At 62.0% G+C, this 21,478-nt stretch carries 16 protein-coding genes; 14 read left to right on the top strand and 2 right to left on the bottom strand.

Translation table 11 applies throughout. The features are described from left to right. Window positions 1–4: 4 nt before the first annotated feature. The 5 genes from DWX63_RS04940 to DWX63_RS04920 all read left to right on the top strand — a co-directional run bounded on the left by DWX63_RS04940 (window position 5) and on the right by DWX63_RS04920 (window position 7,333). Window positions 5–1,192: an ABC transporter permease gene (locus DWX63_RS04940; protein ID WP_117842998.1), complete on the top strand. Its 1,188-nt coding sequence runs from the start codon at window positions 5–7 to the stop codon at window positions 1,190–1,192. Next, window positions 1,179–2,384, top strand: coding sequence for an ABC transporter permease (locus tag DWX63_RS04935; RefSeq protein ID WP_117842997.1), 1,206 nt, complete (start codon window positions 1,179–1,181; stop codon window positions 2,382–2,384). Before DWX63_RS04940 ends, DWX63_RS04935 begins: the two co-directional genes overlap by 14 nt. A gap of 254 nt (window positions 2,385–2,638) precedes the next feature. Beyond that, on the top strand, window positions 2,639–3,352 hold the full coding sequence (locus tag DWX63_RS04930; protein WP_117842996.1) for an ABC transporter ATP-binding protein: 714 nt from the start codon (window positions 2,639–2,641) through the stop codon (window positions 3,350–3,352). 8 nt (window positions 3,353–3,360) lie between these two features. After that, complete coding sequence (locus DWX63_RS04925; RefSeq protein WP_117842995.1) at window positions 3,361–6,027, top strand: ABC transporter permease; 2,667 nt, start codon at window positions 3,361–3,363, stop codon at window positions 6,025–6,027. Between the two features lie 100 nt (window positions 6,028–6,127). After that, window positions 6,128–7,333 (top strand): DUF362 domain-containing protein, encoded by a 1,206-nt coding sequence (locus DWX63_RS04920; protein ID WP_117655444.1) that lies wholly within the window; start codon window positions 6,128–6,130, stop codon window positions 7,331–7,333. A gap of 252 nt (window positions 7,334–7,585) precedes the next feature. On the opposite strand, the gene DWX63_RS04915 is transcribed toward DWX63_RS04920, so the two are convergent. Next, complete coding sequence (locus DWX63_RS04915) at window positions 7,586–8,551, bottom strand: alpha/beta hydrolase (protein ID WP_117842994.1); 966 nt, start codon at window positions 8,549–8,551, stop codon at window positions 7,586–7,588. Between the two features lie 186 nt (window positions 8,552–8,737). On the opposite strand from DWX63_RS04915, the gene DWX63_RS04910 reads away from it, so the two are divergent. The 8 genes from DWX63_RS04910 (at window position 8,738) to DWX63_RS04875 (ending at window position 17,965) form a co-directional block, all read left to right on the top strand. After that, window positions 8,738–9,421, top strand: a complete 684-nt coding sequence (locus DWX63_RS04910; protein ID WP_199408127.1) for a hemolysin III family protein — start codon at window positions 8,738–8,740, stop codon at window positions 9,419–9,421. 108 nt (window positions 9,422–9,529) lie between these two features. Further along, window positions 9,530–10,903: a hemolysin family protein gene (locus DWX63_RS04905; RefSeq protein ID WP_117842993.1), complete on the top strand. Its 1,374-nt coding sequence runs from the start codon at window positions 9,530–9,532 to the stop codon at window positions 10,901–10,903. Window positions 10,904–10,927: 24 nt separating this feature from the next. Next, entirely contained in the window at window positions 10,928–11,761 is an 834-nt protein-coding gene (locus tag DWX63_RS04900; protein WP_233514479.1) for a hypothetical protein, read from the top strand. A gap of 136 nt (window positions 11,762–11,897) precedes the next feature. After that, window positions 11,898–12,287, top strand: a complete 390-nt coding sequence (locus DWX63_RS04895) for a YtxH domain-containing protein (protein WP_117843045.1) — start codon at window positions 11,898–11,900, stop codon at window positions 12,285–12,287. Continuing rightward, complete coding sequence (locus DWX63_RS04890) at window positions 12,287–13,042, top strand: PRC-barrel domain containing protein (protein ID WP_117640511.1); 756 nt, start codon at window positions 12,287–12,289, stop codon at window positions 13,040–13,042. Before DWX63_RS04895 ends, DWX63_RS04890 begins: the two co-directional genes overlap by 1 nt. Window positions 13,043–13,114: 72 nt before the next feature. After that, window positions 13,115–14,521: a polysaccharide deacetylase family protein gene (locus tag DWX63_RS04885; protein WP_233514478.1), complete on the top strand. Its 1,407-nt coding sequence runs from the start codon at window positions 13,115–13,117 to the stop codon at window positions 14,519–14,521. A 328-nt stretch (window positions 14,522–14,849) separates the two neighbouring features. Further along, complete coding sequence (locus DWX63_RS04880; RefSeq protein ID WP_117842992.1) at window positions 14,850–16,694, top strand: magnesium transporter; 1,845 nt, start codon at window positions 14,850–14,852, stop codon at window positions 16,692–16,694. Window positions 16,695–16,768: 74 nt separating this feature from the next. Continuing rightward, window positions 16,769–17,965: an Nramp family divalent metal transporter gene (locus tag DWX63_RS04875; RefSeq protein WP_099432833.1), complete on the top strand. Its 1,197-nt coding sequence runs from the start codon at window positions 16,769–16,771 to the stop codon at window positions 17,963–17,965. Between the two features lie 110 nt (window positions 17,966–18,075). On the opposite strand, the gene DWX63_RS04870 is transcribed toward DWX63_RS04875, so the two are convergent. Further along, a complete protein-coding gene (locus DWX63_RS04870) occupies window positions 18,076–20,292 on the bottom strand; it encodes an acyltransferase family protein (RefSeq protein ID WP_117842991.1) in 2,217 nt (738 codons plus the stop codon). A 187-nt stretch (window positions 20,293–20,479) separates the two neighbouring features. Here DWX63_RS04870 and DWX63_RS04865 point away from each other — a divergent pair, with 187 nt between their 5' ends. After that, a complete protein-coding gene (locus DWX63_RS04865; RefSeq protein WP_117842990.1) occupies window positions 20,480–21,475 on the top strand; it encodes a ribokinase in 996 nt (331 codons plus the stop codon). Window positions 21,476–21,478: the final 3 nt, after the last annotated feature.

Genomic DNA, 21,478 nt, shown 5'->3' with positions numbered 1-21,478 from the left:
GGCCATGTTCAATACCATCATCACCACGGTCAAGACGCTGCTGCGCCGGCCGAGCACGTGGGTCTGGGGCGCTCTCTTTCCTATTGCGCTTTCCACGATGTTCATGTTTATGTTTGCGAACCTCAGCTCCGACGGCACGGTCGACCCGGTGCCGGTTGCCGTCGTGGCGGACGAGGCCTGGGATGCCTCGACCTTTAAGGACGTGGCAGCTTCGCTTGCCAAGGCAGGCGACGATCAGCTGCTCGATGTGAGCGAGTACGAAGACTTGGCTGTCGCGCGCAAAGCGCTCAAGGCCGGCGAGGTCGCGGGCGTCTATACGGTCGATGCCGCGGGCACGCCCAAGCTCACGCTGCTTTCGAGCTATGACAACTCGCGCGCCTCGTCGGTGCTCACCGACCGCAGCATTCTGGAGACGGTGGCAAGCTCGTATACGCAAAATGCCGAGCTCATGTCCCAGATTGCCCAGGACAACCCGGCGGCGCTCGCCGACCCGGAGGCGGTTGCGCGCGCCCTGTCGCTCGAGGGTGGCACCCGCCGCGTAAGCCTGACACGCACCACGCCCGATGGCACGGTTATCTACTACTACGCGCTCTTTGGCCTGGTCGCGATGATGTCTGCCGAGTTTGCCGCCTTGAGTGTCGTCGATTTGCAACCCAATCTGTCTGGCCTTGGCGCACGTCGCTGCGTGGGCGGCCTTTCCAAGACGGCGTCGCTGGCCGGTATCTTTGTGGGCTCGTGGCTGGTCTCCTTTGTTTCGATGGCAATTGCGATCGGCTACGTGCGCCTGGTCGTGGGCGTCGACTTTGGCGGGCGCGAGGGGCTGTGTTTGGTGGGCGGCGCCGCTTCCGCGCTTGCCGCCACGGGCTTGGGGCTCTTTGTGGGCACGCTTCCCGTTAAGGGCGGCAAGGCGTCCAAGTCGGGCATCCTCACGGGCTTTGCCACCACGTGCGCCCTGTTCGCCGGCCTCTACGGCGAGCCGGCGATGGCGCTTGCCGACGACGTCGCCCGCGCTTGTCCGGTCGAGTGCTGGCTCAACCCCGTCAAGCTCATCTGCGACATGTTCAATCGCCTGTATTTCTTTGAGGACCTGGGGCCCTTCGCTGTTCGCGCCGGCGCGCTCGTCCTGATGGCCCTGGTTTTTGTCGCCGCCGCTACGCTGATCTTTGGAAGGAGCCGCTATGAGCACCTTTAAGACCGCGCTTCGCATGGCGCTGGCGCACCCGTTCTACCTGCTCATCTATACGGTGTTCATCTCGCTCATGGGCGTATTCATCGCGGCTTCGGTGAGCTGGAACTCGTCGCAGCTCACCGAGTACAAGCCCTATGACGCCAACGTGATCGTGGTCGACCGCGACGACAGCGATCTTTCGCGGGCGCTTACCAAGCACCTGGGCTCACGTTTTGACCTGGTCACGGGCGTCGGCGATGACACGTACGACCTTGCGGACGCGCTCGCCAAGAGCAACAGCGCCAAGGGCAGCGCCGACTGCGTGTTCTTTATCCCGGAGGGGTTTGAGGACGACCTGGTCGCGGCCGCCCGCGCGGGGGAGGCCCTGCCCAAGCTCGACGTAACCTACGGTTCCGGCACCATGGCGGCGGCGCTTTCGTCCGCCGAGGCCTCGCGCTGGATCTCGCTCGCGGGCGCTGCGGCGGCGCTTGAACCCGCTGCCTCCAACGGTGACGTCGCAAGGGCCGCCGAGCACGCGGCCGCAAAGCGCGCGGAGGTCCAGATCGAGCAGGTCAAGGTCGACTCGACTGCTGCTACCACGCTCGAGTCGTACTTCAACTTTGGCGCGTACGCGATCATCTCGTCGGTCATCGTGTCGGTGGGACTGGTGTTCTCGGGCATGAACGAGCCCGAGCGCGTGCGCCGCATGGATGCCAGCCCGGTCTCTGAGCGCCAGCGTTCGCTCGCTGTGTTCGCGGCCGCCGCCGTGCTCACCGTCTGCATCTGGCTCGTGTCGAGCATGATGGGCGTCGTGGGCTTTGCCAGCGCGGTTGCCGAGGTCGGCGTGGGTCGCGTGTGCCTGGCGCTGGCGGCAACGTTTGCCCTGGCGTGCACGCCGCTGGCCGTTGGCTTTACGCTGTCGAGCCTGGGCGCTCGCGAGGAGTTGCTCAACGGTGTGGGCAACTTGCTCGGCTTGCTCATGACGTTTTTGGGCGGCGCCTGGATGCCATTGTCGCTCATGGGCTCGGCCGTGCAGACGGCGGCGCACTTTGTGCCGACGTATTGGGTGAACGATGCGATCGGCAAGGCGCTTGCCTCGGACCTGACGTCTGCTGTGTTGGGCGACATCGCCTGCGACCTGGGCGTCACGGTGCTCTTTGCCGCGGCCATCGCCGCCGTAGGCCTGGCTCTCGCACACGCCAAATCCCGCGCCTAGCCACCTAGCCATTGGGGACAGTCTTTGCCGATTCGCCGGCAGGGCTGGCAGGGACTGTCCCAATATGTCGGCACTTGGGGACGCTCCTTTCCTGCCGGCACTCATTGGGGACAGACTTAAATGAGCGATTTCACTCATTTAAGTCTGTCCCCAATGAGTAGGTTGGAAAAAAGCCGCGCACGTCGCTTAAAAATAGTTCGCCCGGGTTTACTATTAGCCTAGAAAGTAGCAGGTGGCTAACAACGGGGGATAAGATGGCGGCAAAGCGAGCCTACGTCCAGGTCAGCGGGCTTAAGAAACACTACGGCGACGGCGATGCACGCCTGACGGTGCTCGATGGCATCGATACGTCCATCAATCGCGGCGAGATCTGCGTCATGCTGGGGCCCTCGGGCTCGGGCAAGTCGACCTTTCTCAACCTGATCGGCGGCCTGGAGGATGCCGACGGCGGCTCCATCATGGTGGACGGCTGCGATCTCACGGCGCTCAAGCCCGCCGATCTGGGCGAGTACCGACGCCGCGAGCTGGGCTTTGTCTTCCAGTTCTACAACCTGGTGCCCGACCTTACCATCAAGGAAAACATCGAGGTCACGGCGCACCTGTCCAAAAAACCGCTCGACGTCGACGGTCTGCTGCGTTCGCTGGGCCTCTACGAGCACCGCAACAAGTTTCCGCGCCAGGTCTCGGGCGGCCAGCAGCAGCGCTGCGCCATCGGCCGTGCGCTCGTCAAAAATCCGGGCCTGCTGCTGTGCGACGAGCCCACGGGCGCGCTTGACTACAAGACATCCAAGGAAATCCTGCAGCTCATGGAGGACGTCAACCGCACCTACGGCTGCACCATCATCATCGTCACCCACAACGCCGCCATCGCGCGCATGGCCAATCGCGTGCTGCGCCTGCGCGACGGGCGCATCGTCGAGGACGAGCTCAGCGAGTCGCCCGTCGCGGCCGCCGAGCTCGATTGGTAGGCGGCGCCATGACACCTCTCGCAAAACGACTCCCGCGCGAGCTGCGCCGCAATATCGGCAAGTACCTGGGCATCTTTTTGCTTATGTGCGGAAGCATCGCCCTCACGTCGGGCTTTTTGCTCGCGGCGCATTCCATCGGCTGCCTCATTGACGACATGCGCGATGCGTACACGATCGAGGACGGCCGCGTGACTACCTCCTTCGAGGCCACCAAAGATCAGCTCACGGCTGCCGAAGACGCGGCTGAGGACGTCGGCGGCGTTACGTTCTACAAGAACTTCTCTATCGACGCCATCATCAAAAAGGCGGCTGGCGACGACGGCACCAAGCGCACCCTGCGCACCTACGCGCATCGCACCAAGGTTGACATTGCGTCCTACTGCGAAGGCAGGCAGCCCAAGACGGACGATGAGGTGGCAATCGACCGTGTCTTCGCCACCAACAACGACCTCGCCGTGGGCGATAAGGTCGAGCTTGAGGGCCGCACCTACACCATCTGCGGCATCATGACCCAGCCCGATAGCCAGGCGCTGTTCCTCGACAATTCGGACTTTACGGTGAACACCATCACGTACGGCGTGGCCGAGGTCACCGACGCCGGCTTTGCCGCGCTTGAGGACGCCGGCGGCGCGCCTGCCTACACCTACTCCTTTACCTTTACCGATCGCGATCTCCCCACCGCGGATCGCATCGATGCGGAGCGGGATATGGTCGAGGCGCTGACCGATGCCGATGCGCGCGTGGACGATCTGATCGATGCCGATTCCAATCAGGGCATTGGCTATGCGCGCGACGACGTGGACGGCGACTCCATGATGTGGATGACGTTGCTCGACATCATCATCGTGATCATGGCGTTTGTCTTTGTGGTGCTCACCGACGCCACCATCGAGGAGGAGAGCGCCATTATCGGCACGCTGCTCGCCAGCGGCTATCGCCGTCGCGAAATCGTGCTGCACTACCTAGCGCTTCCCGCCATCGTAGGCGTGGCCGCGGCGCTACTGGGCACCGCTCTCGGCGTTGCGTTCTTTACCGAGCCCATGCGCGGTCTCTACTACGGCTCGTACAGCCTGCCGCCCTTCCAGGTGTACTGGAGCTGGGAGATCTTTGTGAAGTGCGCCGTGGTTCCCGCCGCCGCGCTCATTCTCATCACGCTGGTGGGCCTGCTTCGCAAGATGGGCAAGACGCCGTTGCAGTTCCTTCGTCACGAGGCGAGCGGCAAATCGGGCACCAAGCGCGGCCTGCAGCTGCCGGAGCGCATGGGCTTTGTCTCGCGCTTCCGCCTGCGCGTCTTCCTGCGCAACCTGGGCAACTTCGCCACGCTCTTCGTGGGCATTGCATTCGCCTCGCTGCTGCTGCTCTTTGGCCTGGCGATTTTGCCCACGATGACGCACTACGCGGACAACCTCGAGACGAGCCTGGTCGCCGAGCATCAGTACACACTCAAGGCGCCGCTGGAGCTCGAGGGCACTGCCGAGGAGCGCGAGCAGTGGTCGGCGCTCGAGCGCTTGCAGTCGATTGACGGCGCGCTGCTCTCCGCCGCCCAGGATGCCGATGACGAGCTTGACGACGCGGCCGATGCGGCGCAGACGGCAGCCGATGCCGCGACCGCATCTCCGTCTGCCGAGAGCCTGACTGCAGCGCAGGATGCGCTTGCTAAGGTCAAGGACAAGAAGGATGCGCTCTACGCACGCCTCGACGATCTTGCCGATGCCCTCGGCTGCGACCGCGATGAGGCCATCGACCTGATCGACAAGGCCTCTAAGATCGACACCGACAACGACGACATTCACCCGATCAACACGACCGACAACGGCGCGGGCGCAATCGCGCAGGCCGAGAAATATGCCGTTTACCAGCTGCAATACGACCGCGGCGATGGTAATGGCGAGGAGACGATTTCCGTCTACGGCATCTCGCCCGATTCGCGCTACTGGAAGGGCCTCAACATCGGCGACGGACACGTCGTCTTTGGCGGCGGCCTGCTCGACAAGTTTGGCTGGAGCGAGGGCCAGAAGGTCGAGCTTCGCGACAAGTACGAGGCTCGGGATTATTCTCTTGAGTACGCGGGTAAGGACTGCATCTGGGGTTCAAAGTCGGACATGAATATCTATATGAGCATCGATGACTTTAACGAGCTGTTCGGCAACGACGCCGCCTACTTTAACGGCTATGTGAGCGACGAGAAGCTCGACCTCGATGCTCGTTACTTTGCCGGTGACACCACGCCCGACGACATGCGCGCCGTGGGTGACCAGTTCATCGGCATGATGAGCAAAATGATCGGCATGATGGTCGGGCTCGCGGTGTTTATCTTCCTGCTGTTTATGTACCTGCTGACCAAGGCGGTGATCGACCACAGCGCCCGTTCGATCAGCTACATGAAAGTCTTTGGCTATCGCGATAGCGAGATCTCGCATCTGTACATCCGCTCGATCACGCTGTGCGTGGCGGCGTCGCTTGTGCTGAGCCTGCCGGTCATTATTGGCTCGCTCACGGCCATCTTCCGCTCGATGCTGCTCGCCTACAACGGCAATATCGAGATCTACGTGCCCGCTTGGTCCATGGCTGCATGCATCGGCATCGGCTTTGCGACCTACCTGGTCGTGGCGCTGCTGCACACGCGCTCTATCAAACGTGTGAGCCTGGCCGAGGCCCTAAAAGTGCAGGAGTAGCCCCATATTAGTCATGGGGGACGTGCTTGACTTCAACCCCACTTCACCGGGTACCATCCTCTTATGTCTGTAACGCCATATAGACCGAGGGGATATATCTATGACCGCAACTGCACCCGCAGCACCCGCTAAGGTGTACTTCACCAACCTGCGCACGCATGCTCGCGAGAGCCAGCTCGACAAGCTCAAGCGCCTCATTCGCCGCGCCGGTATCGAGCAGATCGACTTTGAGAACAAGTTTGTCGCCATCAAGATTCACTTTGGCGAGCTGGGCAACCTGAGCTTTTTGCGCCCCAACTACGCCCGCGCCGTCGCGGACGTGGTGAAGGAGCTGGGCGGCAAGCCCTTCCTCACTGACTGCAATACGCTCTATGTCGGTAGCCGCAAAAACGCGCTCGAGCACATCGACACCGCCTACCAGAACGGCTTTACCCCGTACGCCACAGGCTGCCAGATCATCATCGCCGACGGCCTCAAGGGTACCGACGAGGCGCTCGTCCCGGTCGAGGGCGGTGAGTATGTGCGCGAGGCAAAGATCGGTCAGGCGCTCATGGATGCCGACATTGTGATCAGCCTTACGCACTTTAAGGGCCATGAGCAGGCGGGCTTTGGCGGCGCCATGAAGAACCTGGGCATGGGCGGCGGCAGCCGTGCCGGCAAGATGGAGCAGCATGCCGCCGGCAAGCCGAGCGTCGATACTACCAACTGCGTGGGTTGCCGTGCCTGCGAGAAGATTTGCGCGCACAGCGCCATCACGTTTGACGGTACGCGTGAGCGCGAGCTTGCCAACGGCAGCACCCGCACGGTTCACGTGGCTGCCATCGACCACGATCGCTGCGTGGGCTGCGGACGCTGCATTGCGGCGTGCAACCAGGACTGCATCAAGCCCGACTATGATGCCGCGGCCGACGTACTCAACTACAAGATCGCCGAGTATACGAAGGCCATTGTCCAGGATCGCCCCAGCTTCCATATTTCGCTCGCAATGGACATCAGCCCCAACTGCGACTGCCATCCCGAGAATGACGCGCCTATCGTCAACGATATCGGCATGTTCGCGAGCTTCGACCCGGTCGCCATCGATCAGGCCTGCGCCGACGCTGTCCTGGCGTCCGAGCCGCTGCCTAACACCGAGCTTACCGACAGCGCGGCCAAGATGGAGCATAACCACGAGCATTTGGAGGGCGAGCAGGCGCGCGACCCCTTCTGCATCACGCATCCCGACACCGACTGGCGCGCGTGCATCGCGCATGCCGAGAAGATCGGCCTGGGCACGAGCAAGTACGAGCTCATCGAGGTCAAATAGCGCCTAGCTATTGGACAAAACAAGCGCCTTTGTGGCGCAAGTCGAGCAAAAGCCGCCCGTGAGCACAGCGCCCACGGGCGGCTTTTCGGAAGTATGCGGCAAATTTCGAGACCGCCGAGCACACGACGTTTTTTGGCAACAAAACCCCTGATAAATTGTTGATAAAACTGCGGTCTGGTCGGCAGTTCCAGATTTTGCCGCATACTTCCGAAAATAGGGGGGTTAGATAAATCCCCAGACGCCGCTTTTTCCCTAAAAATTCCTATCGAGGAAGTCGTCGACCGTATTCCAGTAGAGCTCGGGGTCAACTTGCGCGCTCTTGGCGTGGGTGGCGCCGTGGATAGTGAGCTTCTGTTTAACCTTGCTGGCGCACGCGTCGTAGTTTTGGTCGAGCATGTCGTACGGCACAAAGGTGTCCTGGTCGCCGTGGATAAACAGCATGGGAACCGTCGCGTGTTTGAGTTGCTCCACACTGCTCGCCTTATGAAAGTCGTAGCCCGCGCGCACGTTGCACACCAGGTTGGCCACATCGAGCAAAGGAAAACTGGGCAGCCCAAATACATCCTTGAGCTGCAGAGAAAACTCGTCCCAAACACTCGTATAACCACAGTCCTCGATAATGCATTTCACGTTTGCGGGCAGAGATTCCCCCGCGACGTCCATGGCGGTTGCCGCACCCATCGACTCGCCAAAGACCAGGATGCGCGCCTCGGGGTCAGCCTGAACGATTCGCTCGATCCATGCGACGACATCGAGCCGCTCGGGCCAGCCCATGCCGATATAGTCGCCGCCGGAGCGCTCGTGGGCACGGGCGGCAGGCGCGAGCACGTTCATGCCGCGGTCATGGAATCGTTTGGCGTATCGGGCCATACCGATGGGCTCATCGGTGTATCCGTGTAGGCAGATAGCGTAATTGTGCGTGCTCTCTGGGGCGGCAAAATACCAAGCGGCAAGTTCGGTTCCGTCATCTGCGGTGAGGCTGCTGCTCTCGCGGTTCTCTTTAAACCATGCCCGCGCCTCGGTTCCCTCGGCATCCGGCTGCTCACTTTCTTTGTCGTCCTTGCCGTCCTGCATCATCTTCATGGTGTATGGCGCGCGGGGATTCAGCGCGAAGTCAAACAGAAAGTTGCCGGCAAATCCGAGCAGTGCAATGACAACCACCAGTGCAACGATGCCGGCTATCTTGAGCTTTCGATGGGAATGTGCGTTTTGAGCCATGCGGTATTCTCCTATAACATGTTAATACATCAACATTTAAAACAAGCGCATTATGGATGTTCGCCGTTGACGCGTCAACAGGCAAAGAATGGGTAAACAAAGGGTCACGTATGGTGCAAATTTCGCATGTACCCAGACGCTTTGATATAGTGTTGAGAACTCTTTACATTGGAGGATGTAACCGGCATGTCCGATTCGAGCGACAGTTCTAAGCCGCGACCCAAGACCGCGGCCGTTCCACACTACACGGTGGGCGAGGAGATCATGAACTCCGTCACCCATGGTGTCGGCTGCCTGCTGGGTATCGCGGGCCTGGTGCTCCTGATCGTATTCGCTGCCCTGCGCGGCGGAGGCCCGGCCCACATGGCCGCGGCGATTGTCTATGGTGTCAGTATCATCCTCGAATACCTAGCCTCCACGCTCTACCACGCGATTCAGCCCGCGCGCGCCAAGCGCGTGTTTCGCATCATCGACCACAGCTGCATCTACCTGCTCATAGCCGGCAGCTATACCCCGTTTTGCCTCATCACGCTCGCAAACGACGGCGGCCCTGCGCTGTTCTTTGCCGTGTGGGCCATCGCCATCGTCGGGATCGCCCTCGAGTGCTTTTTGCGCGAACGTCAGCCGCATTGGGTAAGCGGCCTGGTCTATCTGCTGATGGGCTGGCTCGTCGTCTTTAAGCTGCCCGAGCTCGTGGCGCTGCTGAACCCCGTGGCACTCGCCCTGCTCGCCGTCGGCGGCGTGTGCTATACCGTGGGCGTGCCGTTCTATATCGCCAAAAACGTGCGCTATCTGCACAGTGTTTTCCACTTGTGGGTGCTCGCCGGCAGCATCTTCCAGTTCATGGCGGTGATCCTCTTCGTAATCTAGCGACCACGCCCACGGCCCCGCTCGCACGGGCAACCGGCGCAATTGCCCTATCCGTCACCTACGCTTACTACCCAACGTCCCGAATCTTGGAGGTTCGAGAAACTCCCGATGGACATAACCATCTCCCTTATTACCACGCTCGTTTTAACGCTTATCAACGGCTACTTCTCCATGTCCGAGATGGCGCTCACCACGGCTAAGCGCGCCGTGTTGGAACACGATGCCGAGGAGGGCGATAAGCGCGCCGAGCGCGCCGTCCAGCTTGCCGCCGATTCCGACCAGCTGCTCGCCACCATTCAGGTCGCCATCACGCTCGTGGGCTTCGCCTCGTCCGCCGTCGCCTCGACGAGCCTGTCCGACCCGCTCGCCACATGGCTCATGAGCTTTGGCATCGCGCCGCTCTCCGCCATCGCGCGCGGCCTGGCGCCGGTCATCATCACCGTCGCGGTCGCCTTTGTGTCCATCGTGATCGGCGAGCTCGTGCCCAAGCGCATCGGCCTTGCTAACGCCGAGGGCGTATCCAAACAGGTCGTGGGACCGCTCTCCGTGTTCCAAAAGATCGCCCGCCCGCTCGTGTGGCTGACCGGTGCCTGCTCCGACGGCCTGGCCCGCATCCTGCGCATCAAGAGCGCCGATGACCGCCAGAACGTCTCGGAGGAAGAAATCAAGTACATGGTCTCGGAGCAGGACGACCTGCTCGACGAGGAAAAGCGCATGATCCACGAGATCTTTGACCTGGGCGACACCGTTGCCCGCGAGGTCATGGTGCCGCGCGTGGACACCACCATGTGCGAGGACAACGAGACGGTCGCCGACGTGTTGTCCACCATGCGCCAGACCGGCTTCAGCCGCATCCCCGTCTATCACGAGGATCCCGACAACGTCGCGGGCATCGCGCACATCAAGGACCTGATCCAGCCCGCGCTCGACGGCAAGGGCGACCAGCCCATCGCTGGCTTTTTGCGCGATGCCACCTTTGTGCCCGACACCAAGGACATCCTGCCGCTGCTGTCCGAGATGCAGACTTCGCACGACCAGATTGTGGTCGTCGTGGACGAGTACGGCGGCACGGCCGGCATCATCACCATCGAGGACATCGTCGAGGAGATCGTCGGCGAGATCGAGGACGAGTTCGATCCCGACAACAAGTACCTCACGCGCCTCTCGCGCCGTGAGTGGCTCGTCGATGGGCGTTTTTCGTGCGATGACGCGATTGAGCTTGGTTGGCCGCTCGAGGAAAGCGATGATTATGAGACCATCGCCGGCTGGATTTTGGAGCTTTGCGACTCGGTGCCCGACATCGGAGAGGTGTTTGAGGTCGCGGGGTACAAGTTCAAGGTGCAGTCGATGCGTGGCCAGCGCATCTCGCTTATTCGCGTGATCGCTCCGGCCGAAACCGATAAGAAGGATTCCGAGCCCCCGGCAGAGAAGCCGGCGGCGTCGGGTGCGGGCTCTGCGGATCCGCACGACGGCGACGAGTAGGGCAAGGACGAGTAGGGGAGAGTTATGGCAGGCCTGTTCAACATCCTTAAGGTCACCGTCAGCGAGGACAAGATTTGCGCGCACGTGCTGGTGAACCCCGGCATGCCGCTCATGACCTCGGAGGATATCGAGGCCACGGCGCGCGTGTACTACCTGGTGCCCGCGATTGCCAAGCACCTGTGCCTGGGCGACTCCGGCCGCGAATTCCAGGATTGCATGGGCCAGACCGAGCTTTGCCATCTGCTGGAGCACGTGACGGTCGAGCTCATGAACGAGACCGGTCTTGCCGGCAGCATCTCGTGCGGTCGCACGCGCGTGAGCGAGCATGACGAGCGTGTCTTTGAGATTGAGCTTTCGTGCCCCGATGATGCGCTGGCCATCGGCGCGCTGTCTTCGGCCACCTTTATGATGGACTGGGCGTACCTGCACGCCGACCAGCCCACTCCCGATGTGGACGGTACGGTTGCGGGCTTGCGCAACCTGGTGCTGGGTATGCGCGCCGAGGCCGAGGGCAAGGACCCGCACGAGGCCGTTGCCGCTGCGAACGGCGAGGACGTGGCTGAGGATGCGCCCGAGCACGACGCTCCTGCCGAGGCCGACGCTGAGCCCGTTGCCGAGGCGCCTGCTGAGCCCGAGTCTGCGGAGCCCCAAGGCGTCCCGAGCTTTGACGACGAGCCGCAGATGCCAATCGATACCGAGGGCGCGGTCGTCGAGAACCACGAGGCCCCCGCGGCCGTCTTTGGCGGTGCGGCAACGGCTCCGTCCGGCTCGGCGCACGAGGGCAGCCTGCCGCTCGTCGATGGCGCCGGCGAAGACCCGGCCGCCACGGTGGCCATGCCGGTTGCGCCTCAGGAGTAGGCTCACTCGCTTATCACCATCATGTACCTGCGCTTTTACCGTACGCAGATGAGCGCGACGGCAAGTGTTGCGCTGCGGGTATAATGGACAGCATTCAAACGGTGGGCATCGAGGTGCCCGCAGGAGAGGAATGATCATGGGAAAGACTTTCAGCTTTGTCTCCGGTGCGCTCTTTGGTGCTGCCGCCGGCGCTATCATCGGCGTTGCTCTGGCCCCGCGCTCGGGTGCCGAGACCCGCGCCATGGCCGCCGATATCGCCAACGATGCCTGGGACAACATGCGTGACACCTACGAGCACAGTGCCGAGGAGGCTCGTGCCGCGGTCAACGACTTTGGTCCGATGGTCGACGCCAAGACCGATGACCTGCGCGCCAAGGTCGACCTGGCCCGCGAGCGCATGGACCAGCTTCGCGAGCAGCTCAACGATGCCATCTCGGGCGGCAACGTGACGCCCGCTGCCGACGTCGTGGTCGAGAACGTCACCGAGGCCGGCACCGAGGCCACGGAGCCCTCGACCGAGGCATAATGCGCGCAGGGGATTTTGTCGGCGTCAAGGTTTACCGCAAACCTGCCGAAGACAAGCGCACCAAAAAGGACGGCACGCCGCGCAGCCCTAAAAAGCTCGGCAAGATTCACTTTCCCGTCTTTACCCCGGGCGGCACGCGCGTGGTGGGCTTTATGGTCCGCCAGTCCGATATCGCGGGTATGATCGAGCGTCCCGACCGCTTTGTGGCGCTCGATGCCATCGGCGTCTATGAGGGTGCTGTCGCGGTCGACGACGTCAAGGGCACCTATGATGCCGCCGCAGCCAAGCGCCTCGATATCAACCTGGACGATTGCATCATCTGGGTCGGCATGGACGTGCGCACGGAATCGGGCGATGTCGTGGGCTACTGCTCGGACGTTGAGTTCAAGCCGCGCTCGGGTATTGTGCAGATGTTCTACGTGACCGCCGGTGCCGCTTCGAGCGTGCTGGTGGGCGACACGCAGGTGCCGCCGACGATGCTGCGCGGCTACGAGAACGGTGCGATGATTGTCTCGGACGAGGTCAAGGCGCTCGGGTATTCGGGCGGCGCGGCCGCCAAGGCTGCCGAGGCCAGTGTCGTGGTAGGCGATAAGGTCAAGAAGGGCGCCAAGGTGCTCGATGACAAGGGATCGGTCGCCGTGGACAAGGGCAGTCGTGCACTGGGCAAGCAGCTCGGCAAGACGCGCGGTATGTTCAAGGCCTTTAAGGACGAATATCAAAAGGCGAGCGGGGGCTCGTCAAAAGCTAGCAAATAGAGACGTACCAAATGATGGGAGGCGAGCCGGAGACATGTTGCTCCGGCTCGCTGTGTTTATGGGGGAGGGCACATGCGCCAAAACGGATCTAACTTAAACGGGCGCTCGGGTGCGCGGCCGACGGCGCGCCGCGACCTGGGGCAGCTGCCCAGCGGTCAGCGTCGACGTCGCCGTAAGCCCGGCGCGATGTACCTCAACCATAGCCGTGGGTTTAGCGATCGCAGCGCGCGCATCGGCAACGGGCGCTCGCCGCGCCGACCGTCCCGTCTGCCCTATGCGCTTATCGCCGTGGGTTGCGCGCTCGTGCTGTTTATCGCTGCCGTCGTGGGCTACGTCAACCGCAGCGTGGACGTGGAACTCAACGGGCAAAAGACCGCGGTGCGCGTGGGCTCTACGTTGCAGAATCTTATCGACGATCAAAGCCTGACCGAAACGTACGACGCCGGTGATCTGCTGGCCGTCGACGACAGCGTGCTTAAGCGCCATGGCGGCGAAAAGCTGTCGGTGAAGGTCGACGGCAAGCGCGTGAAGCAAGGCAAATGGGATAGTCGCGAACTTGAGGGCGGCGAGAAGGTGACGGTCAAGGACGGCCGCAACGCGTACGAAAAGCACGAGGTCCAGGCCACGACTATCGAGCCAAAGCTTAAGGTCGAGGGCACGGGTGCCATTGAGTATGTCAAAGCCTGGGGTGTTCAGGGCCGCTCCGAGGTATGGGTCGGCGAGCAGTCGGGCAAGACGCAGGACCGCGGCGAGGTCGTGCCCGCCACCGACTGCGTAGTCGAGTGCGCAAGCGTAGCGCCCAAGGGCAACGAAAAGTACGTGGCCCTGACATTTGACGAGGGTCCGAGCGGCGCGACCAAGCAGATCTTGCAGGTGCTCAAGGAAAAGGGCGTCACGGCGACGTTCTTCCTTTCGGGCGATGCCGCGGAAGCCTCGCCCGCTACTGCCAAAGCGATTGTCGATGCCGGGTGCGAGATCGGCTCCAACAGCTACAGCGATGATTCGCTCAAGGGCCAGGACCGTGAGGCGGTACGCGAGCAGATCACGAAAGGCACCGATGCGATTAAGTCGGCGACCGGCGTGAAGACGATGCTGCTGCGTGCTCCCTACGCTGCCTTTGACGAGCAAAACTGGATCGATGCTATGGACCTGGTCTCCGCCGTGGTCTCGTGGAATATTGACTCGGGCGACTGGCTGCTCAACGGTGCCGACGAGCAGGTCTCGACGGTGCTCGATTCGGTGACGCCGGGCAATATCGTGCTGCTCACCGATAGAGACGAATGCGCCGAGCAGACGCTCGAGGCGCTGCCGCAGATCATCGATGGCCTTGTCGCCGACGGCTACAAGATCGTGACGCTCAGCGACCTGGTCAAGACGGACACATCGCTCAGCAAAAAGCTCACCTCGCTGACGAAGGTCACCATGCCCAAGGACGCCGTGTTCCCCCAACTTGCCGAGGACGATGACACCACAGAGTAGTCATTGGGTAGTCGTTTAAGAACGTCCCCAATGGCTATGTCACGGATACGTCAGCGTTTGGTATGCCTGCAATGTGCAGCGCATAAATTCGATGCCGCAGGGCGATGCTGATGCTATAGTTACTGCGGTTAATGAGGGTCAAGAGAAAGGTTACAGGTGAAATCCAAACCTCGACCATACAGTCGATGACCCCATGCAGGTGCTTTTTGCGCATGCACGGGGTGTAAGCGTCGAGCGGCGTGCCGCCCGCGCATGCGTATACATATCCAGAAGCCCCCGGACGCCGCATGTGCGGCCGCGTCCGGAGGAATATTGATGGGGAGCACCATTGAATTATCTGAGTGAGATGCTCAAATTGCCGGTCTTGGACGTCGACGGCGAAAAGCTCGGCGTGGTCAACGATTTTGGCATTGCAACCGGCGAAGTTTTTCCACACGTGACGTCGCTCGCGTTTCGCGGCCCCGGCAAGACGCCGTTTATGATCAGTTGGCGCAAATGGGTCGATCGTATCGACGAGACGGGCGTGTACCTTAAGGCGTCGGCCACCGAAATCCGTTTTTCGTACCTGCAGCCGACCGAACTCTTGCTTGCCCGCGACGTGCTCAACAAGCAGATTGTCGACACGCAGGGCATGAAGGTCGTGCGCGTAAACGACATCAAGTTTTCCATGTCGGGCGAAAATCAGCTGCGTCTGCTGGGTGCCGAGGTTGGCGCCCGCGGCTTGCTGCGCGCGATCAGCCCCACGCTCGAGCATGTTGCCGAGGGCTTTATGAAGCACCTGGGCAAGCCGTTGAGCGAGGATATCATCGCCTGGTCCTACATGGACCTGCTCGACCGCTCGACCAAGAATATCCAGCTCTCGGTGTCGCACAAGACGCTCGGCGAGCTGCACCCTGCCGACATCGCCGACATTATCGAGCAGCTCGACCCGCGCCTACGTGCGCAGGTGTTTGCGCAGCTCGATACTGCCCAGGCCGCCGAGGCCATCTCGGAGTTCGATGACGACGAGCTTATGACCGAGATGCTCGAGGGCCTGTCCGACACGGACGCATCGTCGATGCTGGCCATGATGGACCCGGACGATGCAGCCGACCTGATCGACGAGCTCGATTACGAGAAGGCCGAGAAGCTCCTGCGCCTGATGGGCGTCAAGGAGGAGAAGGCGATTCGTAACCTGCTGGGGTATGAGGACAACACCGCCGGCCGCATCATGACCTCGGAGTTTGTCTCCCTGCCCGCCACGGCAACGGTCGGTGACGCCATCGAGGCGATTCGCGAGCTCGACGAGGACTTCGAGAGCGTCTACTACGTCTATACCGAGGATCCGAGCGGCATGCTGACCGGCGTGCTTTCGCTGCGCACGCTGATCGTAGCCGACCGCGACGCCACGCTGGGTCAGCTGGCCTATCGCGACCTGGTCTATGTGTCGCCCGACGAGGACCAGGAAGACGTGACGGACGAGATGACCAAGTACGACCTGGTTGCCATCCCTGTCTGCGACGAGAACCGTCATATCCTTGGTATCGTGACCTTCGACGACGCCATGGACGTTATCGCCGAGGAGCATCAGGAGGACCTGCAGATCGCCGGTGTCGGCTCGGGTGACAGCGCGTCCGACGACTCGACGAACGTGCTCAGCTGGTTCGTGCATCGCCAGTACTGGGTTGTTGTATGGGGCATCGCGTCGTGCATCATGGCGACCGTGCTGGGAACGGCGCTCGGCTCCGCGCATCTGGTGGTGTTTCCCATGTGCGCCATGCCGCTCGTGCTGCTGGCGGCCTCGCGCATGGTGTCGTTCGTCAAGAACTACTTCCTGGAGTATGACGGTCACGACGACGAGCCCAAGCCCTACCTGGGATTCTTCTTCCAGAGCACCGGTATGGGCCTGATCCTGTCGCTCGTGACCTATCTGTGCGCGCAATTGGTGCGTACCGCCGCGTTCCCCGATGCGTCCATGTTTGAGGAGCAACTCTTTACCGGGTGCTTTAATATCGCTGCCATCATTTGCCTGGTTGGCAACATGAGCGCCGTGATTTACCTGATGGTGCTGTTCTGGCGTGACGAGCATGACCTCAACACGTCGGGCACCGCCATGAACGTCATTGCCGTCATGATCTCGTGTGTGGCGTATTGCATCGCCGCGGTGCTGCTCGCCATGTCAGTCATGGGTTAGGTGGTCGCGTGCAAGATACCAAGCAAAAGTCGGGCACCAAGCAAAAGCTGACCATCGCGGCCATCTTTGGCGCTATGGGCCCCGGTCTGCTGGCGGCGCTTTCGGGCAATGACGCCGGCGGCATTGCAACGTATTCCAGCGCGGGCGCCAGCTATGGCTACAAGATGCTCTGGATGCTTCCCGTCATGACTGTGCTGCTCATCGTGACGCAGGAGACCGCGGCGCGCTGCGGCTGCGTCACGGGCAAGGGCCTGGCATCGCTCATTCGCGAGCGCTTTGGCGTGCGCAAGAGCGTGTTGGCCATGGCGGCGCTGTTGATCGCCAACACGGCTGTGACCATTTCGGAGTTTGCGGGCATCGCCAGCGGCCTTGCTCTCTTTGGCGTGCCGGCGAGCATCTCGGTGCCGTTGGTGGCGCTGCTGGTGTGGATGCTTACCATGTCGGGTAGTTTCCAGCGCATCGAGAAGATTCTGCTGCTGGTGAGCTGCGTGTTCGTGACCTATATCGTCGCCGCGTTTATGGCTGGCCCCAACTGGGGTGAGGTCGCGGTCGACCTGGTCGTGCCCAACATTCAAAATGACCCCAGCTACGTGTCGCTCGTGGTCGCAACGATCGGTACCACTATCGCGCCGTGGATGATTTTCTTGGCGCAGAACAACGTGGTCGATAAGAACGCGGGCGAGGACGATATCGTGCTGCAGCGCATCGATACCGTGAGCGGCTCGCTTGCCGCTGATGTCATTGCCGGCTTTATTATCATTACGACCGGTACGGTGCTGTTCCCGGCGGGTATTCAGATTAGCGATGCTGCCGATGCTGCCCGCGCGCTGGAGCCTATTGCGGGTCAGTGGTCTACGGTACTGTTTGCCTCGGGCCTGGTCGCGGCGAGTTTCTTGGCTGCCTGCGTGCTGCCGGGCGTTACGTCGAGCGCTATCTGCGAGGCATTTGGCTGGGAGCGCGGTGCCGATCGCAGCTGGGACGAGGCCCCGGTCTATCGCGGCATCATTACGGCCATCATCGGTATCTCTGCCGTGCTGGTGCTTATGCCCGGCGTCGATCTGTTCCAGATTATGATGACCTCGCAGGTCATCAATGGCGTGCTACTGCCCGTGGTTCTGGTGTTCCAAGTGGTTATCGCCGCCGACCGTCACATTATGGGCGCCAACCGCAACGGCCGCGTGTGGAACGTGCTCACGTGGGCGACTATCGCCGTGATTACGGTGCTGACGGTCGTCATGTTTGTGCTGCAAGCGATGGGCTACAGCGCTTAGCGCCTCTTTTGGACTCCAAACAGGCCGCCGCCATGGGCTGCGGCCTGTTTTTTGCCCGCGACCTCTTGGGGCCGACTCTAAAAGAGTGATTTTGGGTTGTTTGCTGCGGGTTACTTGTCGGTGCCCAGCTTGTGCGGCTTGAGAGCGAGCGCATTGACGAGCGCGTCGGTGGCAGACTTGACGGCCGCCGGCTGCGGATCGTTGACGTGATCCTCGGGATGCACGGGCAGGTCCTTCTTGACTGCATCGTGGATCAAGTTGAGGTACTCAGTCACGCCAGTGGTCGACAGGTGCGTGCCATCGCCATCGAACAGGTCGTTGCGATTGGCACTGTATCCGTACCAGTCGATAACGCGCACGTTCTTGTAGCGCGTAGCAGCGTTGGCGATGGCCTGGTTGGTAGAGCCAACCCACGGCTGCGGGCTGCGCGTGTTCACAAACACCACAATACGCTTATCTCCTGCATCGGTCATGATGGCGTCGATCTGGTCGTCGGTTACCAAGCCGTTGGTGCCCAGTGCAAAGACCACGATCTTGCCGGCAAGGTTCTGTTGGAGATAGCCCTCAAATGTCGCGCGGCCCGCATCAAACTGGCGGCCCTTTTCGGCATCGATATGGCTGTGCGGGAACACGCCGTCAAAGGAATCAACGGCGCGCAGCGACACGGAGTCACCGATCATCAACAGGTCGTAGGAGCCATCGGGGAAGCCGTCGTTGTCCTTGTCGGTGTCGTCGGCCGCCTGTTGGTCTGTGGGCGCGGTGTTTTTGGCTTCCTTGTTGAGGACTTCGGCGCCCTCACCGCTCAGCGCAGACGTCTCGGGCACAAAGATCAGGCCGCCCAGTGCAACGACCAACACGACAGCGCAGGCTGCGCAGACAGGGACGTGCGCGCGCACCCAGTTGGCGGGCGTGGTGGTGCCGTCGCGGAACTCGGATACGGTGCGCCCAAAGGCGCCCTTTCTAAACGGCGTCTCGATAAAGCGATATGAACATTCGGCTGCGGCGACCACCAACAACACCTGCAAAATGTACTGCCACCACGGCGTATCGTTGATGTTGGCGACCGGGTTCATGAGCAACAGTAGCGGATAGTGCCACAGGTAGATGCTGTACGAGCGCTTGCCAACCCACACGAGCGGCTCGGCGGACAGTGCGCGGGCAACCATTCCCTGGGGCTGCACGCAGGCCGCGATGACCATGAGCGTGAGGATGGAGCATAGCAGCGTGCCGCCGCGATACTGGAACGCGGTGTAGCCGTTGGTGAGCGCGACCATGGCGGCAAGGCCAACCAGACCCACGACGCCCAACACATCGATGGATGCGGGCGAGGACCAAAAGCGCACGAGGGCGCTCGGCTGTGCCGGGACGGTCTCGGCTGCGTTGTCGGCCTTCTCGCTAGGCTTGCCCTCGGCGTTCTTGCCGTGCTTGGCGGCGCCAGCCAGGCGATTGAGCCCCAAACGATGAGCGAGACGCACCGGCGCCAGGTCGCGATCGGGGATAAAGGCCATCCAGGCGCCCAGCAGCAGCGAGAAGACGCGGGTGTCGGTGCCGTAGTACACGCGGCTGGGGTCGGCGGCAGGGTTGTAGAGCACCATCATGGCAAGGGCGGATACCGTTGCGAGTCCCAGGACCACACGGCGCGTGTTGGGTTTGCTCACATGCATGGACACCATGGCAAACAGCAGCGGTGGCCAAACCAGGTAGAATTGTTCCTCGATGGCGAGCGACCAAAAGTGCGTAAGCGGCGAGGGGTCGCCCAGGGCGTTGAAGTACGAGACGTCCTGCATAATCTGCCACCAGTTGTTAAAGAACAGCAGCGACGGCAGAATGTCGGGACGCATCTTGGTGAGCATCACGTGGTTGAAGACGGTGCACAGCGCACAGGTTACAACCACAACGGCCACCACGGCGGGGACCAGGCGACGGATGCGGCGAATCCAGAAGCTCTTAAGGCCGATGCGGCCGGTCTTAGCGACTTCGTTGAGCAGCAAGCGCGTGATCAGATAGCCCGAAAGCACAAAGAAGATCGTGACGCCAAGCAGGCCGCCCTGAGCCCACGTGAGGTTGAGGTGATAGAGCACCACCGCGACGACGGCAAGCGTGCGCAGGCCGTCGAGGGCAGGGATGTAGCGGGACTTGGGGCGAGCAGGCGTCTGCTCCGCGGCGGGAGTGTTGGCGCGGCCCGCGTTGTTGGCAGAAGCGCGATGGGGGCTCGCGGTGCGTCGCGGCTCGTTGGCACGGCGCTCGCCCTTCACGCGTTCGTGCGGCGCCGGCTCGTTGCCCGTGCGGCGTCGACCGCGCGAGCCCGATTGCGAGAATTGTTCCATAAAACATCATCCAATGACGAGAATAATCAGCACGTATTCATTGTAGCTGCCTGCCCCTGTGAATGCTTGCTGCTGGCGCAAGCTCAAGCGCGCGTCCACATCAAAGTGGACTAAAGTTATAGGGGGTGCGAGAGTGCACAATCGTTGGTCGACGGTGGGCGCAAAGCCTGAAGACGAGGAGGTTTCCATGGCGGATCACAGCATCGTTGCGGTGTTCGGCAGCATGAACATGGACCTTTCGGTGGCGTGCGAGCGCATGCCGCGCGCGGGCGAGACGGTCGATGGCAGCGGTTTTATCACCAACGCCGGCGGTAAGGGAGCCAATCAGGCCGTTGCCGCTGCGCGCATGGGTGCGCGCACGTGCATGATCGGCGCTGTTGGGCGCGATACCTTTGGCGATGCGCTTGTGGCAGGGCTCCAGGATGCCGGCGTGGGCGTTGAGTTTGTGGCGCGTCGCGATGACGGGGAGACCGGTACCGCGACTATCATTCGCTGCGAGAGCGACAACCGCATCGTGCTGTCGCCGGGCGCCAACCACGCGCTTGCGGGCGAGGACGTTGCCCGCGCACTGAGGCGCTTGGTGGCCGACGAGCTCGACGGCGATGCCAGCGAGTTTGCCCCGGCTGCTGGCGGCGTCTTTATCGCCCAGGGCGAATGTGATCTGATGGCAACGGCCGCGGCGCTTTCTTGCGCTCACGAGCTGGGGTTCTATACGATCTTTAACCCGGCGCCCGCCTGCGACCTGCCGGCAGGAGCGTGGCCTGCGGTCGACCTGGTCTGCCCCAACGAGACCGAGTGCCAGGTGCTGACGGGCATTCTGCCCACAGATGATGCGAGCTGCGTCGCCGCGCTCAATGCGCTGCTCGACAAGGGCGCCGGGGCTGCGGTCATCACGCTGGGCGGCGCCGGCTCGGTTACGCTCGGCGATGGCGGTGAGCCGCTGCGCATGCCGGCGCTTTCGAGCGTGGTGGTCGATACGACGGCCGCGGGCGATACATTTATTGGCGCGCTTGCTGCGGCTCGTCTGGAGGGCCTGCCGCTCTTTGAGTGCATGGCGGCGGGCGCTCGCGCCTCGGCGGTGACGGTGTCGCGCCTGGGCGCTCAGCAATCAATTCCCACGCGTGCGGAAGTCGAGCACAAGTTTGGTTTAGACGGTTTGGATGTAGAGGGAGAAGCGGAGTAGAAC

The organism is Collinsella sp. AF20-14LB (assembly GCF_003459505.1).
Lineage (GTDB): Bacteria > Actinomycetota > Coriobacteriia > Coriobacteriales > Coriobacteriaceae > Collinsella.
This window is presented reverse-complemented; position numbering and strand designations above follow the sequence as displayed.

Coding starts and splice junctions, on each gene's coding strand:
- DWX63_RS04935 (WP_117842997.1), top strand. CDS start 1,179: ATGAGCACCTTTAAGACCGCGCTTCGCATGGCGCTGGCGCACCCGTTC.
- DWX63_RS04875 (WP_099432833.1), top strand. CDS start 16,769: ATGGGCCCCGGTCTGCTGGCGGCGCTTTCGGGCAATGACGCCGGCGGC.
- DWX63_RS04865 (WP_117842990.1), top strand. CDS start 20,480: ATGGCGGATCACAGCATCGTTGCGGTGTTCGGCAGCATGAACATGGAC.
- DWX63_RS04915 (WP_117842994.1), bottom strand. CDS start 8,551: ATGGCTCAAAACGCACATTCCCATCGAAAGCTCAAGATAGCCGGCATC.
- DWX63_RS04885 (WP_233514478.1), top strand. CDS start 13,115: ATGCGCCAAAACGGATCTAACTTAAACGGGCGCTCGGGTGCGCGGCCG.
- DWX63_RS04870 (WP_117842991.1), bottom strand. CDS start 20,292: ATGGAACAATTCTCGCAATCGGGCTCGCGCGGTCGACGCCGCACGGGC.
- DWX63_RS04940 (WP_117842998.1), top strand. CDS start 5: ATGTTCAATACCATCATCACCACGGTCAAGACGCTGCTGCGCCGGCCG.
- DWX63_RS04890 (WP_117640511.1), top strand. CDS start 12,287: ATGCGCGCAGGGGATTTTGTCGGCGTCAAGGTTTACCGCAAACCTGCC.
- DWX63_RS04900 (WP_233514479.1), top strand. CDS start 10,928: ATGGCAGGCCTGTTCAACATCCTTAAGGTCACCGTCAGCGAGGACAAG.
- DWX63_RS04930 (WP_117842996.1), top strand. CDS start 2,639: ATGGCGGCAAAGCGAGCCTACGTCCAGGTCAGCGGGCTTAAGAAACAC.
- DWX63_RS04910 (WP_199408127.1), top strand. CDS start 8,738: ATGTCCGATTCGAGCGACAGTTCTAAGCCGCGACCCAAGACCGCGGCC.
- DWX63_RS04905 (WP_117842993.1), top strand. CDS start 9,530: ATGGACATAACCATCTCCCTTATTACCACGCTCGTTTTAACGCTTATC.
- DWX63_RS04920 (WP_117655444.1), top strand. CDS start 6,128: ATGACCGCAACTGCACCCGCAGCACCCGCTAAGGTGTACTTCACCAAC.
- DWX63_RS04925 (WP_117842995.1), top strand. CDS start 3,361: ATGACACCTCTCGCAAAACGACTCCCGCGCGAGCTGCGCCGCAATATC.
- DWX63_RS04895 (WP_117843045.1), top strand. CDS start 11,898: ATGGGAAAGACTTTCAGCTTTGTCTCCGGTGCGCTCTTTGGTGCTGCC.